The following is a 16,164-nucleotide window of genomic DNA, read 5'->3' as shown; positions in this document are numbered from 1 at the left end:
TCAAAAAATAAAAAGAACAATGTTCAATAAAAATATAAAACTAGTTATATCTACCCTAATTATTGGCTACGCTGTCTACATGTTTGTAGATGGGCAAATTGGCAATGGCATTATGCTAATCCTACTCTCTTTAATTTTTATTTTCCTTTATTTTAAGAATGAATTGATTCTATTGGCGTTTTTAAAATTACGTAAACAAGACTTCGATGGAGCAAAAAGGTGGCTCGATAAAATTAAAAACCCGGAGGGCGCACTTGTAAAAAAGCAACAAGGTTATCTTAATTACCTGAACGGCATCATGGTATCGCAAACAAATATGAATGAGGCCGAAAAATATTTTAAGAAAGCCATCACCCTTGGTTTGTCCATGGATCATGATTTGGCCATGGCGAAATTGAATTTAGCAGGTATCGCTTTTTCCAAGCGACGTAAGCAGGAAGCCCAAAAGTTATTATCTGAGGCTGAAAAGTTAGATAAGCGTGATATGCTGGCCGACCAAATTAAAATGATGAAGCAACAAATGAAAAAGGCTTCGATACCTAAGCAACATTATGGCCAACCAACTTCTGCAAGACAGAACCGCAGAAGTAGACGCTAATTTAAAGTAGAGGAGCCGCTAACCTAGCTATGGCCTCAATAAACTTAGTGGTCTTGGCTCGATTTTTCCATTTTTCATACTCTATTTTTTTGGAATCTTCTAAGTCTTTATTAAACAATGCTGTGAGTTCTTTACTAAAATTCCTATCATATACAAGAGCGTTGACTTCAAAATTAATATTAAAGCTCCTGTAGTCAAGATTAGCCGTTCCCACTGTACCAAAAACATTATCAACGACCATAGTTTTTGCATGTACAAAACCTTTAGTATATTGATAGACCTCAACTCCTGCTTCAAGTAATTGTTCTAGATAGGAATTAGTTGCATATTCTGCTACCCAAGAATCTGAGTCCTTGGGTACAATTACCTTGACATCCAAATTACTCCTCGCCGCAACTTGCAATGCAGTTATGATCTCATCGTTGGGAATAAAATATGGTGTAGTAATATAAATAGAAGTTTCTGCATTGGTTATCGCTACAAAAATCGCCTCCATAATGTTAGACCAATCCGTATCAGGACCACTAGCTGCGATTTGTAAAGGTGTTTTTGCCTTACAACCGTGTTCAGGAAAATATACTCCTGAAATATTTAATTCTTCCTCACTAGCGAAATCCCAACTTGTAAAGAATAAGATTTGTAATGGCTTAACCCCTTCTCCTAATATCCTAATATGTGTATCCCTCCAATAACGATCATTATTGGCATTGACATAACTATCTGATATATTAATACCTCCTACATAACCTATTGTTCCATCAATAACTATTATTTTGCGATGGTCCCGATAATTCATCTTACCTGTGAATTTTGAGAACAATACCGGCATGAAAGAAAACATCTCTACACCAGCATCCTTGAGCTGTCGTTTCATTCTAGAAGAGATGGAACTTCCAACATCATCAATAATAATTCTAACTTCCACACCATCCTGAGCCCTATCACACAAAAGCTTCAATAGTTTAGTGCCAATTTTATCATCCTTAATAATGAAATACTCCATATGAATATGATGTTTGGCGTTCTTTATATCCTCAAGAAGTAATTCAAATTTAAAATCACCATCTTTTATAAGTTTGACTTCATTATTTATTGTTAATTTGGACTTTAAACTATTATATAATAGTGGAATGAGTTTCGACTTTTCGTCTAATAGATTATCAACCTTATCTATTTCAGGTGAATCTAACTCCAGTTGCTCTTGTATCTTTTTTACTACGGATTGATTGAGTACATTCTTTCTGCTAAAAATCTTAGACTTCCGATATTCCTGACCAAAAAGATAATAAACTATGAGTCCCACAAATGGAAATACTAATAAGCCAATAATATAACTTAGAGTCTTTGTAGGGTTAAGCTTTTTAAGAAGAATTGTGATAACAGCAGAAAGGGCTAAAACATAGTTTAGCCCAATCAATATTTCCCATATGTAATTCCTAATAAAATCCAAAACCTAAGGATTGGTTTTGTAGTAGCCTTCCTTAGGAATTTCTATAATGTATGATTTCTTTGATTTATTATTTAAATGTCGCTCTCTTAACCAAGGATTATGCAGTTTCAATATTTTATAATTAATACCAAATCGCTTCGCAAATCCAGCAAAATTGGTCACAGCTGAATCCACCTCAACTTTATAAGTTGGAACGAAAGAGTACAAATCACTTTGGTTAAAATTGAAGCCATATTTTGAAGGATTATTTAAGATTTCCTTTAAAGCCACAATTCTAAACATATAACGACCCGTTTCTTCTCCCAATAACAAATCATAATAATCATTAACTTTCTGTTCCTTTAGACGTCTGGAAATTCCTGCATTACCTGCATTATAGGCAGCAGCAGCCAAAGTCCAAGACCCTAATCGTTCTTTAGCCTTTTTCAAGTATTTACAAGCTACTTCTGTTGCCAATTCTAGATTGTAGCGTTCGTCTACATTATCATTAACTTCAAGTCCATTTTCTCTTCCTGTAGCTTTCATAATCTGCCAGAATCCTCTAGCTCCTGCAGGAGATACAGCATTTGTCAATCCACTTTCTATGACAGCCAAATACTTAAAGTCATCTGGAACTCCATTCTTTTCTAAGATAGGCTCGATAATTGGAAAATACTTTTGCGCACGCTTAAACATTAGCAATCCATTGGATTGCCAGTACGTGTTTACTAAAAGTTCTCTATCCATGCGCTCGTAGATGTCTGGATTCTCAATAGGTACTGCTTCACCAGCGAAGTTGAGATTCTCTGGCATTTCTAACGCATAGACGTTATAATCGTTGATGATAGGTGTTTCTTTTCCTATAGTTTCATCGGATGGTGCTTTCTGCATTGAGAAGATAAATAGACCTGAAATACAGACCAATCCGACAGCGGCTAAAACATTTTTTAAGATTTGCATGGCATAATAATTTGTTACAATGTAAAAAAACTATTGAATTCTACAAATTTAGTCTTCAATAAGTTTGGGCAAATTTTCATTAAACCACTTGTATTTATTGATAATCATTATGTGGGATCCCCCCTTTATCACAATGCAATTTCCGCCACAAGAATGTGGGAAAACGATGTCTTTATCACCATGTATATAAATAGCTTTGGGGTTTGGCTCCTCTTGAGACCAGCAAACTACCTGCTTAATTGCCCAATCCAAATATACTTTATCACTAACAGAAAGATACTTTTTATAGAGGTCTACACGCTTTTTAATCGTTTCTCCAAAAGCATATTTAGCGAGAAGATCAATATTACCAACCAATTGTGTAGGCAATATTTTGTAAGCTTTAGTGATCTTAAGAAGTTTCAAGCGCTTGGGTAATTCGTGATGGGATTTGACGCTGGATACCACAAAGAGTTTTTTCAACTTTAAATATTTACTCATTTCTTGGACCAGCATACCACCAAAAGAAACCCCTAATAAAACGGCATTATCAAACTCTATAAATTGGCACATGCGCTTGGCGTATACTTCAATAGTTTCATTCTTTTCGGGCATTTGCCATTCCAACCAATGAATTTCATAACGCTCCTCTGGTAACCTTATATATTCAAATATAGATGGGTTTGCTGCCATTCCTGGCATCAAATACACATGTGTAAGATTTGAGTTATTCAATTTTGTCAATTTATAGTTCTTTCTAGAACAAAATGTTTAAACATAAAGCCCTAAATTTTAAGGTTTTAACAACCAAGCCCTTAAAGTCTCGTCGATTTTTTGTACCTTTGCACTGCAAAACTATATAAAATATAGTATCTACTTGCCAACCGCTAACTTAAAAACAAAGAAAATTATGACTGACACTGCTGAACTGATTGATAATGACTTTCTGCGCCAATACGAATTAAAGGTTGAAAATGAGATGGCTGTTATTGAGTATTCCTTACAAGAGCGTAAAATATTCTTAACTAAAATGGTAATACCAGATGCTATAAATAGTGACGGGTTTGAAAAAGAGTTTTTAGCTATGGTATTTGATAATATTAAGGAACGTAACATTAGCGTGGTTCCAACTAGTCCTGAAATTGCGAAATTCGTAAGAAGCAACAGGAAATACAAACGTATGCTACCAGTTGGAATTCGAATCTAAATTGAAACAGAATTATATAAAAAAACCCGAAACTATTAAAGTTTCGGGTTTTTTTTATTTATGCCACTATAGCTTCGGTAAACTCTAATCTTACCAAACCATCTTCATCAATTTTTACAAGCTTAACCTTGTGTAATGTGTTCACCAATTCTGGATTCCACGGTGTTCTTATCTTGACGTAGTTTTCAGTGAATCCGTGAATATAACCTTCCTTGTTTTCGCCCTCAAATAAAACGGTACATTCTGTCCCTATTTGTTGTTCGTAAAAAGCCCGGCGTTTCTTCACAGAAAGTCCTCGTAACATCTTACTACGTTTTGCTCTAATATTCTTAGGCACTGCACCATCCATTTCGGCCGCTTCAGTATTATCGCGCTCAGAGTATGTAAATACATGTAGATAAGAAATGTCTAATTCATTTAAAAAATTATACGTTTCTAAAAAATGTTCTTCAGTCTCACCAGGAAAACCAACAATAACATCAACACCAATACATGCATGTGGCATAACTTCTTTTATTTTTGAAACACGGTCTACATACAACTCCCTCATGTAACGACGTTTCATTTTCTTAAGAATATCATTACTCCCACTTTGTAATGGCACGTGAAAATGTGGCACAAAAGCTCTGGATTTTGAAACTAGCTCAATGGTTTCATTCTTTAATAAATTAGGTTCTATTGAAGAAATTCTAAGACGCTCTATACCTTCTACTTTATCAAGTTCTGTAACTAAATCTAAAAAAGTATGCTCATGTTTTTTATTGCCAAATTCTCCTTTGCCATAATCTCCAATATTGACACCTGTTAACACGATCTCTTTAATACCTTGTGCCGATATCTCTTTAGCATTCTTAAGCACATTATCCATAGTGTCACTTCGAGAGATTCCTCTAGCTAGCGGAATCGTACAATAGGTACATTTATAGTCGCAACCATCTTGTACTTTTAGGAAAGCTCTGGTTCTGTCACCAATAGAATAACTTCCAACATAGAAATCTGCCTCTTCAATCTCGCACGAATGGATTTCGCCAAAGTCGTTCTTGGTGAGGTCATTCAGGTAATCTGTAATTTTAAACTTTTCAGTTGCACCCAAAACTAGGTCTACTCCATCTACATCAGCCAGCTCTTCTGGTTTTAATTGCGCATAACAGCCAATAGCAGCTACAAAGGCATCTGGATTCACTTTTTGGGTCTGCTTAACAATGGTTTTAAATCGCTTATCTGCATTTTCTGTAACAGAGCACGTATTTATCACATAGATATCTGCCTTTTCACTAAAGTCTATACGTTCAAAACCCTCGTCTTTAAAACCTCTTGCAATTGTAGAAGTTTCGGAGAAGTTAAGCTTACATCCTAAGGTGTAAAATGCGACTTTTTTTGTTTCCATTTTTTGCTATCCTGAACTTGCTTCAGTATCTTTTTAAATTTACCTTTAGCCTTTACTAAAAGCCAAACAGTGCCTTTTTAATTTTGTGGCTGCAAATTTACAACATATTAGTTACATGCTAAAACACATAAAACCCCTATTATATTCCATTATACTATTAATAGTAGTAAGTTCTTGTGTTTCTAACAGAAGTACTGATAAAGATCATCTCGTTTTTAGATATAATGAACATAAAAATATTGGTTCCCTAGATCCTGCATTTTCTAAGGATCTAGCTGATATTTGGGCTACACACCAATTATTTAACGGTTTGGTGCAAATGGATGACCAACTGAATGTAAAACCATGCATAGCTAAAAACTGGACAATAACTGACAGTGCAAAAATCTACACCTTTAATCTAAGAAAGGACGTATTTTTTCATAAACATAAACTTTTCGGAAACGATTCTACCAGAACCGTAAAGGCGTTCGATTTTGAGTATAGTTTTAATCGCTTAAATGACGAGTCCGTTGCATCTCCGGGAAGTTGGGTACTGAAAAAGGTCGAAAGCTTTTCCGCCATAAACGATAGTACATTTCAGATTACGTTAAAACAGCCTTTCCCCGCATTTTTAGGGCTTTTAACCATGAAGTATTGTTCAGTAGTTCCTAGAGAAATCGTAGAGTATTATGGCAATGATTTTAGATCGAATCCCATCGGGACTGGACCCTTTAAATTTAAGCGTTGGGAAGAAAATATCAAGCTCGTTTTCAGACTAAATAATCTCTATTTTGAAAAAGATGATAATGGGACACAACTTCCGTATCTCGAAGCCGTAGCTATAACATTTCTTCCAGATAAACAAAGTGAATTTCTACAGTTTGCACAAGGTAATATTGATTTTGTTTCCGGTTTGGATGCCTCTTATAAAGATGAAATTTTAACTACTGATGGCAAGTTACGAGAACTTTATGCTAATGATGTCAATATGATTCGTGGTCCATATCTCAATACTGAATACCTAGCATTTTTTATGGAAACTGAAATTGAAGAACTGCAAGCTTTACAACTAAGAAAAGCCATAAACTTAGGCTTCGATCGTGCAAAAATGATGACCTATTTACGCAATGGTATTGGGATTCCAGCATCGGGTGGATTTATTCCGAAAGGCTTACCAGGCTTCGATAATTCTATCGGTTTTAGCTATCAGCCTGAAAAAGCGAAACAACTTGTCGCTCAGTTCAAATCTGAAACAGGTATTCAAAATCCTGAAGTCACTTTAACAACAACCAGTAACTACTTAAGTTTTTGTGAATTTATTCAACGTGAGATTCAAAAAATTGGAATCAACGTCAATGTCGATGTGATACCTGCATCAAGTTTAAAAGATGCCAAAGCTAACGGTCAACTCGACTTCTTTCGAGCCAGTTGGGTTGCCGACTATCCTGATGCTGAGAACTATCTATCGTTATTTTACAGCAAGAATTTTGCTCCAAATGGTCCAAATTATACACATTTTAAAAACGAAACATTCGATAAAATGTATGAAGCGGCTTATCTAGAAACCGATATTTCTAAGCGAGAACAGCTATACACCAAAATGGATTCTTTAGTCATGTCTTCTGCTCCTATTGTTCCAATGTTCTATGATGAAGTTGTTCGGTTTACTAGAAAAGAAGTCAATGGCTTGGGCATTAATGCGACTAATTTACTGGAACTTAAATCTGTAAAAAAGGTGATTAGTGATTAGCGATTAGTGATTAGTGATTAGTGATTAGTGATTAGTGATTAGTGATTAGTGATTAGTGATTAGTGATTAGTGATTAGTGATTAGTGATTAGTGATTAGTGAAACTACTAAGCCTCTAAACGAATCAGCAAATAAACTTATCAAAATTATAATCAACCTCAACGAACAAGCCTACCAACAACTAAATTCAAAACTTCTCAAAATAATACAAATCATCGCCGCCTTCACCGCGTGTTCTTCGAGATGACAAATATCCAGTAGTTAAGTCATCATTTAAGAAAAAAGAGAAATCATCACCTATGGTATTTATAGGATCATCCAAACAAATTGGCTTTTGTTCTTCATCATCAGATTCTAAATCATAGACATAAATATCCAATCCGCCTTTGCCTCCTCGTCGATTAGACGTAAAATACAGCTTATTATCAGCACTTATAAAAGGATAGCCTTCAGAGCGTGGAGAGTTTATAGAATCACTTAAGCGCTCTACTTCTCCATAGGTCTTATGATCAGAAACAGATACTTTAAACAGGTCGGATTTCCCCTTTGTGCCTTTAAAATCTGAAAAGAAATACAAAGTTGAACCGTCTGGGCTTAAAGCAGGATGCCCAAAATTATGCTCTGCAGTACAAAATGGCAAAGTTGTAAAATTAACCCAGCCTCTACCTTCTTTATACTCTGCACGTTGAATAATAAGGTTACGAGTAGTATAGCCTTTGATTTTATTCTCGGCTTTTGTATCGTGATTAGATGTAAAGTACATGTATTTCCCATCCTTGGAAAAAGTAGCTATAGACATATTAAATGTCCCTATTTCCATCATTTTAATTGGCTCAACATTATTTATTTCGCCATTACCATCTAATTCCCCTTCATAGAGTCCATAAATACTTTGCGAAAATTTATCTTTTAATGGTTTACCTCTTTTATTGGTTAAATTAGAACTAAGAAAGACTTTGTCACCAACAACACGTGCTGCAAAATGATCTAGTTTATTATTGATTTCAAGTTTTTTAATGGAAACGTCTTCACCTTGTGAAAATCCATAGGTTAAGGTTAAAATAAGTAGGAGTGTAAATTTGGTCTTCATAATTATAAGTAATAGTTATTCTCGTCTATAGTTTTTTGTTTCTTCAAAAATATGTTCTAAAATCGTTCTATCTTTTTCCGTAAATGCTTCTTTTCGTCTCGCCATAACTACTTCTGCCACTTCAAAAGCTTTAGTCGTCTTATAAGTGACAAAGCCTTTACTTCCTCCCCAAGAAAAACTCGGGACAAAGTTTCTAGGAAAACCACTTCCAAAGATATTAGCACTAACACCAACAACCGTACCAGTATTAAACATAGTATTGATACCGCATTTACTATGGTCTCCCATCATAAGTCCACAAAATTGCAGACCTGTTTTGGCAAATCCACCTGTTTGGTAATCCCAAAGACGTACCTCGGCATAATTATTTTTCAAATTACTATTATTCGTGTCTGCTCCAAGGTTACACCATTCGCCTAAAACGGAATTACCCAAAAAGCCATCATGTCCTTTGTTAGAATAACCGAAAATCACGGAATTATTAACCTCACCACCAACCTTACTGTGAGGTCCCACTGTTGTTGGCCCATAAATTTTACTTGCCAACTTTAAAGTTGCATTATTACAAAGGGCAAATGGTCCCCTTACAATAGAGCCTTCCATGATTTCTGCATCTCTACCAATGTAAATTGGACCAGAACTCGCGTTCAATGTTGCAAAATTTAGCTTGGCTCCTTTTTCTATAAAAATATTCTCAGGATGTATTGTATTTACTGTAACCGGAATAGGTTCTGATTTTCTATCTTTTGTTATTAGCCTGAAGTCTTCTTCAATCGCTTCACCATTTTTCGAAAAAATGTCCCAAGTATGTTCAACCTTCAAAATTTCACCGTTGAACTCTACAGCTTCAAATTTTGAAAAATCATTGACTTCCTCGCCCTCTTTTGCAAAAAAAGCAATAACATCTTCCCCTTTAAACAAAGCTTGATTATGGGTCAAGTTCTTAACTAATTCTACGACTTCGCCATTTGGAAGAAAAGAAGCATTAATCATAATATTTTCCTCCATTTCAACCATTGGAAACTTATGAGACAGGTAATCTTCAGTAACCGTAGTTGTGGTATATTCTAAATACGACTCCCATTTCTGACGGATCGTTAAAATACCAACTCTAATGTCCGCAACAGGTCTAGTGAATGTAAAAGGTAATAAATTGTTTCGATAAGGACCGTCAAATAAAATGTAGTTCATGAGAGATTGATGTTTGATGTCTCAGCTTTAGGAAATCCATCTTCTATGATTCCAATATGCTTTACTATATCAAAAGTAGTTTAAATACAGAAAACAAAAAAGCCTTTCTTCTGAGGGAAAGGCTTTTAAAATATCTAAACGTTAAGCTTATTTCTTAAACTTAGCGTATTTGTTCTTAAATTTATCAATACGACCGGCAGTATCTACCAATTTCGATTTACCGGTATAATACGGATGTGATGTTCTAGAAATTTCCAACTTTACTAATGGATATTCAACACCATCAACTTCAATAGTTTCATTTGTATCCGCAGTAGATTTAGTTAAAAACACGTCGTCATTAGACATGTCTTTGAATGCTACTACTCTATAATTTTCTGGATGTATTCCTGCTTTCATCACTAAATGCTTTAAAATAATTCGATTTTTTCGAGGTGCAAATTTAAGTAATTTTTATAAATGTACAATCTTTTTAATATTTTTTATTCTATTAATTCATGTAACATTTAACTATATTTGAGTACTAACTAAACAATTAACCACAAAAACTCATTTTATTATGGAACATCAAAAACCAACCGCAGGTAAATTTGCACTCAACTATGGTCTAATATTAGGACTGGTAATGTTAAGTATATCTGTGATAATGTATGTAACCGGAATGGCACTTGAAGGTGTACAATGGCCGGTTTTTATTTATTATATTCTGTTTCCTATAATTATCATGTACGGCATTAGTCAGTATAAAAAAAATAATGCCAATACATTGAGCATAGGAGACGCAATGAAAGTTGGATTAGCAATTGCCATAATTAGTGCTCTGGTATACGTCGTCTGGATATTTATCTTCAATTATGTTATTGATCCCGAGTTTACAGCTCAATCTATGGAAATGGTAAAAGACAAAATGCTTGAAAACCCAAATATGACTGAAGAACAAATTGATCAAAGTTTAGAATGGATGGAAATGTTCTCAAGTCCTGCAGCTGCTTCTGCAGGATGGATAGCTATGAGCTTATTTTTTGGATTAATCTATTCTTTAATTGGTGGATTAGTAATGAGAAGTAATCCAAGCTAATGCTTAAATAATTTCTTTATTTTTGGAGTCTAAGAATTTAGACCACATCCATATGAACATATCAGTAGTAATACCGCTACTCAACGAAGAAGACTCTTTAAAAGAACTACACGATTGGATTGTATCAGTGATGCAGTCCAATTCGTTTTCTTACGAACTTCTTTTTATTGATGATGGCAGTACTGATAATTCTTGGAATGTTATCTCTAAGCTCTCAGAGACAAATACCAACGTTAAAGGGATACAATTTTTAAAGAATTTTGGAAAATCTCAAGCTTTACATGCTGGTTTTGCAAAGGCTAAAGGTGATGTCGTCATTACAATGGATGCGGATTTACAAGATAATCCTGAGGAAATTCCTGAACTCTATAAGATGATTGTCGAGCAAGGTTACGACCTTGTCTCTGGTTGGAAGAAAAAACGTTACGATTCAGTCATTTCAAAGAATATACCATCAAAACTTTTCAATTGGGCGGCACGACGAACGTCAAAGGTAAAGTTAAATGATTTCAATTGCGGCCTAAAAGCTTACTCAAATCAAGTAGTAAAACATATCGACGTTTATGGCGAAATGCATCGCTATATTCCTGTATTAGCTAAAAATGCTGGTTTCAACAACATTGGAGAAAAAGTGATAAAGCACCAAGCTCGTAAATACGGTAAAACCAAATTTGGCATGAACCGCTTTATTAATGGCTTCTTGGACCTGATAACTATCTGGTTTATTTCGCGTTTTGGCAAACGACCTATGCATCTCTTTGGTGCACTCGGTGTCATTATGTTTATTATTGGATTTGGATTTGCTTTCTACTTAGGCTTGGATAAATTATTTTTTAACCCAACTGGTCGTCTCATCACAGAAAGACCTCAGTTTTACATTGCACTTTCAACAATGATTATTGGTTCTCAATTCTTTATCGCTGGCTTTTTAGGTGAGCTTATATTAAGATCTAAACGTCAAGAGCAGCGTTATTATATTAAAGAATCTGTAAATTTATCCTAAGAAAACAGAATTATCTTCTTGATAATTCAATGCACATCAAAGATTGTTTACTTTTGTATTACCATAATTTTTAAGCATGATTTACATTAAACCTGAAATTTTAGAACGTGTTAATTCTTGGTTAACACCAGCATTCGACAATGACACACAAGAGGAAATAAAGCATATGATTGCCTCCGACCCAAAAGGGTTGGAAGAAAGCTTTTATAAAGATTTAGAATTTGGCACTGGTGGTATGCGAGGCATCATGGGCTTAGGCACCAACAGAATCAATAAATATACACTTGGAAAAAATACTCAAGGTTTAAGTAATTATCTAAAAGAATCTTTTCCCAATGAACAAGTAAAAGTTGCCATTGCCTACGATTGCAGGCACAATAGCAATACTTTTGGTAAAGTAGTGGCAGATGTGTTTTCAGCAAATGGTATTCAGGTCTATTTGTTTGAAGATTTAAGACCTACACCAGAATTATCCTTTGCTTTAAAATATTTGGATTGTCATTGTGGCATAGTTTTAACAGCTTCACATAACCCACCGGAATACAACGGCTACAAAGTATACTGGCAAGATGGTGGTCAGTTGGTACCACCACAAGATGGAGAGATAATTTCCGAAATAAATAAGTTGGATTATTCTGAAATAAAGTTTGAATCAAATTCGAATTTAATCCAATACATAGGAAAAGATATTGATGATGTATTTATTGACGCCTCCATTAAAAATGGAAGTTTTGATACTTCCTCAGAAGCTAAACAAAACTTAAATATTGTATTTACGTCGTTACATGGCACATCCATCATGTCCATTCCAGAAACATTACAACGAGCGGGTTATACCAATGTGAATATAGTTAACGAACAAAAAGTTCCAAACGGTGATTTCCCAACAGTTGTTTCTCCAAATCCTGAAGAACCAGAAGCGCTTAAAATGGCCATGAAGCTAGCGGAAAAAGTAGATGGAGATATTGTAATTGGAACAGATCCTGATTGCGATAGATTGGGCGTTGTTGTTAGAAACCTAGAAAACGAGCTAGTCATTCTAAATGGTAACCAAACCATGCTCTTGATGACGGATTTTCTTTTAAAACAATGGAAGAATACAGGAAGAATTAGTGGTAACCAATTTATAGCCAGCACTATTGTATCTACACCAATGATGTCTGTATTGGCAAATGCCTATAATGTTGAATATAAAATTGGACTTACAGGTTTTAAATGGATTGCCAAGATGATCAAGGATTTTCCAGAACAAGACTTTATTGGTGGTGGCGAGGAGAGCTTTGGTTTTATGGTTGGTGACTTTGTGCGCGATAAGGATGCTGTAACATCTACGTTATTAGCATGTGAAATTGCAGCACAAGCCAAAGCTGAAGGCAAATCATTGTATGAGAAACTTATCGACCTTTATGTTACACATGGTTTCTTCAAAGAACGTCTCATATCACTCACTAAAAAAGGTATTGAAGGCGCTGAGGAAATCAAACAAATGATGGTTGACGCTCGCAAAAATCCATTAGAAGAAGTGAATGGCTCAAAAGTTGTGCGCATCGAAGATTATCAGCTTTCCATCGCAAAGGATATGGTTAAAGGTACCGAAGAGCAGATTGACATTCCTAAATCCAACGTTTTGATTTACTACACCGAAGATGGTAGTAAAATCGCCTTAAGACCAAGTGGTACCGAACCAAAAATAAAATTCTACATCAGTGTCAATACAAAACTGGACAATATGTCTGCTTTTATAGAAACGGAGCAGTTGTTGGAAAACAGAATTGACAATATCCTTAAGGATATGAATTTATAATTGATGGATTACATAAAGAAATTGTCGCGCTTTATAATACCTTATAAGCGTTTTGCTATACTAAATATTGTCTGCAATGTTTTTTATGCGCTATTTAGTACATTGGCTATGCTATCATTGATGCCAATGATTAATGTGCTTTTTGGGGAAAGCGAAAAAGTTTATGTAAAACCCATTTATAAAGGCATAAGTGATATTAAGGACTATGCCGAGAATTATCTTAATTATTTGGTTACCACTACTACAGAGGCTGACGGTCCACAACGCGCATTGCTATACATGATAATCCTAATTATTGGATTATTTCTTTTAAAGAACATTTTCAATTACTTAGCCTTATTTTTCATTACTTTTTTAAGAAATGGTGTATTGCGTGACATAAGAGACGAAATCTATCAGAAAGTAGTGACGCTTCCTATCTCCTACTATTCTGAAAAGAAAAAAGGTGATATCATCGCTAGAATATCTGGAGATGTCAATATGGTCAAAAATTCGATGCTTTCAGTTTTAGAGCTCATTGTGAAAGAACCATTAACCATAATTTTTGCTATAATAGCAATGTTTATGATTTCTGTAAAATTAACCTTCTTCGTTTTCATTTTCATACCTATTGCAGGATTCATTATATCACGAATTGGTAAAAGCTTAAAACGCAAATCTGATAAAGTACAGCGCGAACAAGGTGTTTTTCTTTCTACTTTAGAAGAAACTTTGGGAGGTTTAAAAGTTATAAAGGGTTTTAATGCCGAGAATCGATTCTATAAGAAATTTCAAGAATCCACCACACGCTTTTATAATTTTTCAAATACCCTATTAAATCGTCAAAATTTGGCGTCGCCTACGAGTGAATTTCTTGGTATCGCTACAATTGCTGCACTACTATGGTACGGTGGTAATATGGTTATGGTAGAGAAAACTTTATCTGGAGGAGCATTCATTGGCTATATGGCATTGGCTTACCAAATTTTAACTCCAGCCAAAGCTATTAGTAAAGCTAGCTATCAAGTAAAAACAGGAAATGCTGCTGCAGAACGTATCTTAGAGATTATTGAAACCAAAAGCGTGTTAGAGGATAAACCTGATGCTATAACCAAAACAAGTTTCGACTCTGAAATTGGCATTAACAACATTTCGTTTAAGTATGACGATGATTTAGTCCTAAAAAACTTTTCACTTGAGGTGCCTAAAGGAAAGAGTGTAGCGCTAGTCGGACAATCTGGAAGTGGAAAGAGCACCATTGCAAATCTGGTAACGCGGTTCTACGATGTTAATGAGGGTAATATAGCCATAGACGGAGAAAACATTAAGAATCTTACCAAACATTCTTTACGTAGTTTAATGGGATTGGTGACACAAGACTCTATTTTATTTAACGACTCCATAAAAAACAATCTTTTACTTGGAAAAGAAGATGCCTCTGATGAGCAGATTGTTGACGCGTTAAAAATTGCTAATGCTTGGGAATTTGTAGAGGATTTACCTAGTGGCATTGATACCAATATTGGCGATTCTGGTGGGAAACTTTCTGGTGGACAACAACAAAGAATCAGCATTGCTAGAGCTGTACTCAAAAATCCTCCTATAATGATTTTGGATGAAGCCACATCGGCTTTAGATACAGAAAGTGAACGCTTAGTTCAGGATGCTTTGGAAAATATGATGAAAAACAGAACTTCTATTGTCATTGCTCATAGATTGTCCACTATACAAAATGCAAACCTCATCGTAGTGATGCAAAAAGGTGAAATTGCGGAACAAGGTACACATGAAGAGCTTATTGCAAGTGACGGTGTCTATAAAAAGCTCGTTGAGATGCAGAGCTTCGAATAATTGATCGTAACAAAATAAAACAAAAAGGATGCATGTAACCATGCATCCTTTTCTTGTTGTTACCAGATTTGGGGAACTGATAACAGTTAATAGGTTAAGCTGTGTCAAACATATAATAAATAAATTTACGAACCAAGAAAAAAATGCTATTTATCGTGTTTTTTTGCGTTTAATCGAACTTTTTAATTGTAACTAACTGGTAATCAAAGTAAAATGAATCACTCATTAGATATGCACTAATTTCAATTAAACTTTTAGTAAATTATGAAGTCTAAATACTAAAGTAATTGACTTGGTCGACGAAACCGAATTTATAAAACGTTTACAAAATCCTACTTCAAAGGAAACAGCCTTTAGAGAACTTATGCAGTTCTACAAGGAACGTTTGTATTGGCATATACGTAAAATTGTGATTTCTCACGATGATGCAGATGACGTATTACAAAACACCTTTATAAAAGTGTTTCGTAGCATCGATAAATTTAAAGGAGAAAGTAAATTATACTCTTGGTTGTATCGTATTGCCACTAATGAATCCATCACACTTATTAATAAAAATGCTAAGCGCCTTCAAATTTCAAACGAAGAGCATCAAAATACAGCGATTAATAATTTAGCAGCTGATGTTTATTTCGAAGGGGATGAGATTCAATTAAAATTACAAAAAGCCATTGCAACGCTACCGCAAAAACAACAATTGGTTTTTAATATGAAATATTTTGATGATCTAAAGTATAAGGAAATCGCGGATATATTAGAGACGAGTGAAGGTGCTCTAAAGGCATCCTATCACATTGCAGTGAAAAAAATAGAATCCTTTCTGACCTCAGATTAAACCATTTTGGTAATTTAAAGTCAAATATGTGTAACTTGAAAT

The 16,164-nt window shown here is 34.7% G+C and carries 15 protein-coding genes; 8 read left to right on the top strand and 7 right to left on the bottom strand.

Annotated elements, in window-relative coordinates:
* Positions 1-19: 19 nt before the first annotated feature.
* Positions 20-598 (top strand): tetratricopeptide repeat protein, encoded by a 579-nt coding sequence (locus H7F21_RS12270; RefSeq protein WP_185789582.1) that lies wholly within the window; start codon positions 20-22, stop codon positions 596-598.
* Position 599: 1 nt separating this feature from the next.
* Here the strand turns inward: H7F21_RS12270 and cls are convergent, their stop codons facing one another.
* Genes cls through H7F21_RS12255 form a run of 3 tightly spaced genes read right to left on the bottom strand, consistent with a single transcriptional unit; the run spans position 600 to position 3,668 of the window.
* A complete protein-coding gene (gene cls / locus H7F21_RS12265) occupies positions 600-2,048 on the bottom strand; it encodes a cardiolipin synthase (RefSeq protein WP_185789581.1) in 1,449 nt (482 codons plus the stop codon).
* A 3-nt stretch (positions 2,049-2,051) separates the two neighbouring features.
* Positions 2,052-2,987 carry a lytic transglycosylase domain-containing protein gene (locus H7F21_RS12260; protein WP_185789580.1) on the bottom strand — a complete coding sequence of 312 codons (936 nt, stop codon included), beginning with the start codon at positions 2,985-2,987 and terminating at the stop codon, positions 2,052-2,054.
* A gap of 48 nt (positions 2,988-3,035) precedes the next feature.
* Positions 3,036-3,668, bottom strand: a complete 633-nt coding sequence (locus tag H7F21_RS12255; RefSeq protein WP_185789666.1) for an alpha/beta hydrolase — start codon at positions 3,666-3,668, stop codon at positions 3,036-3,038.
* Between the two features lie 208 nt (positions 3,669-3,876).
* Here H7F21_RS12255 and H7F21_RS12250 point away from each other — a divergent pair, with 208 nt between their 5' ends.
* Positions 3,877-4,173 (top strand): N-acetyltransferase, encoded by a 297-nt coding sequence (locus H7F21_RS12250; protein WP_185789579.1) that lies wholly within the window; start codon positions 3,877-3,879, stop codon positions 4,171-4,173.
* A gap of 58 nt (positions 4,174-4,231) precedes the next feature.
* Here H7F21_RS12250 and mtaB read toward each other — a convergent pair whose 3' ends face one another.
* Positions 4,232-5,560 carry a tRNA (N(6)-L-threonylcarbamoyladenosine(37)-C(2))-methylthiotransferase MtaB gene (gene mtaB, locus H7F21_RS12245; protein WP_185789578.1) on the bottom strand — a complete coding sequence of 443 codons (1,329 nt, stop codon included), beginning with the start codon at positions 5,558-5,560 and terminating at the stop codon, positions 4,232-4,234.
* Between the two features lie 115 nt (positions 5,561-5,675).
* On the opposite strand from mtaB, the gene H7F21_RS12240 reads away from it, so the two are divergent.
* Positions 5,676-7,292 (top strand): ABC transporter substrate-binding protein, encoded by a 1,617-nt coding sequence (locus H7F21_RS12240; protein ID WP_185789577.1) that lies wholly within the window; start codon positions 5,676-5,678, stop codon positions 7,290-7,292.
* Between the two features lie 186 nt (positions 7,293-7,478).
* On the opposite strand, the gene H7F21_RS12235 is transcribed toward H7F21_RS12240, so the two are convergent.
* The 3 genes from H7F21_RS12235 to H7F21_RS12225 form a co-directional block, all read right to left on the bottom strand.
* Complete coding sequence (locus H7F21_RS12235) at positions 7,479-8,381, bottom strand: TolB-like translocation protein (protein ID WP_185789576.1); 903 nt, start codon at positions 8,379-8,381, stop codon at positions 7,479-7,481.
* A gap of 15 nt (positions 8,382-8,396) precedes the next feature.
* A complete protein-coding gene (locus H7F21_RS12230) occupies positions 8,397-9,572 on the bottom strand; it encodes a GlmU family protein (RefSeq protein WP_185789575.1) in 1,176 nt (391 codons plus the stop codon).
* Positions 9,573-9,719: 147 nt separating this feature from the next.
* Positions 9,720-9,971 (bottom strand): type B 50S ribosomal protein L31, encoded by a 252-nt coding sequence (locus H7F21_RS12225; RefSeq protein ID WP_185789574.1) that lies wholly within the window; start codon positions 9,969-9,971, stop codon positions 9,720-9,722.
* Positions 9,972-10,131: 160 nt separating this feature from the next.
* On the opposite strand from H7F21_RS12225, the gene H7F21_RS12220 reads away from it, so the two are divergent.
* From H7F21_RS12220 to H7F21_RS12200, 5 genes are all read left to right on the top strand, one after another.
* A complete protein-coding gene (locus H7F21_RS12220) occupies positions 10,132-10,650 on the top strand; it encodes a DUF4199 domain-containing protein (protein WP_185789573.1) in 519 nt (172 codons plus the stop codon).
* Between the two features lie 52 nt (positions 10,651-10,702).
* A complete protein-coding gene (locus tag H7F21_RS12215) occupies positions 10,703-11,653 on the top strand; it encodes a glycosyltransferase family 2 protein (RefSeq protein ID WP_185789572.1) in 951 nt (316 codons plus the stop codon).
* Between the two features lie 76 nt (positions 11,654-11,729).
* Positions 11,730-13,457: a phospho-sugar mutase gene (locus H7F21_RS12210; RefSeq protein WP_185789571.1), complete on the top strand. Its 1,728-nt coding sequence runs from the start codon at positions 11,730-11,732 to the stop codon at positions 13,455-13,457.
* Positions 13,458-13,460: 3 nt separating this feature from the next.
* Positions 13,461-15,287, top strand: coding sequence for an ABC transporter ATP-binding protein (locus H7F21_RS12205; protein WP_185789570.1), 1,827 nt, complete (start codon positions 13,461-13,463; stop codon positions 15,285-15,287).
* A gap of 292 nt (positions 15,288-15,579) precedes the next feature.
* Positions 15,580-16,122, top strand: a complete 543-nt coding sequence (locus tag H7F21_RS12200; protein WP_185789569.1) for an RNA polymerase sigma factor — start codon at positions 15,580-15,582, stop codon at positions 16,120-16,122.
* The last annotated feature ends 42 nt before the right edge of the window (positions 16,123-16,164 follow it).

Source organism: Winogradskyella flava, from assembly GCF_014243395.1.
Taxonomy (GTDB): domain Bacteria; phylum Bacteroidota; class Bacteroidia; order Flavobacteriales; family Flavobacteriaceae; genus Winogradskyella; species Winogradskyella flava.
Note: the sequence above shows the minus strand (reverse complement) of the source record. Positions and strands in the feature narration are given on the sequence as shown.

Bases quoted from the DNA above. Each gene is read 5' to 3' on its own strand.
- H7F21_RS12270 (WP_185789582.1), top strand. From the start codon at position 20: ATGTTCAATAAAAATATAAAACTAGTTATATCTACCCTAATTATTGGC.
- H7F21_RS12260 (WP_185789580.1), bottom strand. From the start codon at position 2,987: ATGCAAATCTTAAAAAATGTTTTAGCCGCTGTCGGATTGGTCTGTATT.
- H7F21_RS12255 (WP_185789666.1), bottom strand. From the start codon at position 3,668: ATGCCAGGAATGGCAGCAAACCCATCTATATTTGAATATATAAGGTTA.
- H7F21_RS12250 (WP_185789579.1), top strand. From the start codon at position 3,877: ATGACTGACACTGCTGAACTGATTGATAATGACTTTCTGCGCCAATAC.
- mtaB (WP_185789578.1), bottom strand. From the start codon at position 5,560: ATGGAAACAAAAAAAGTCGCATTTTACACCTTAGGATGTAAGCTTAAC.
- H7F21_RS12240 (WP_185789577.1), top strand. From the start codon at position 5,676: ATGCTAAAACACATAAAACCCCTATTATATTCCATTATACTATTAATA.
- H7F21_RS12235 (WP_185789576.1), bottom strand. From the start codon at position 8,381: ATGAAGACCAAATTTACACTCCTACTTATTTTAACCTTAACCTATGGA.
- H7F21_RS12230 (WP_185789575.1), bottom strand. From the start codon at position 9,572: ATGAACTACATTTTATTTGACGGTCCTTATCGAAACAATTTATTACCT.
- H7F21_RS12225 (WP_185789574.1), bottom strand. From the start codon at position 9,971: ATGAAAGCAGGAATACATCCAGAAAATTATAGAGTAGTAGCATTCAAA.
- H7F21_RS12220 (WP_185789573.1), top strand. From the start codon at position 10,132: ATGGAACATCAAAAACCAACCGCAGGTAAATTTGCACTCAACTATGGT.
- H7F21_RS12215 (WP_185789572.1), top strand. From the start codon at position 10,703: ATGAACATATCAGTAGTAATACCGCTACTCAACGAAGAAGACTCTTTA.
- H7F21_RS12210 (WP_185789571.1), top strand. From the start codon at position 11,730: ATGATTTACATTAAACCTGAAATTTTAGAACGTGTTAATTCTTGGTTA.
- H7F21_RS12205 (WP_185789570.1), top strand. From the start codon at position 13,461: ATGGATTACATAAAGAAATTGTCGCGCTTTATAATACCTTATAAGCGT.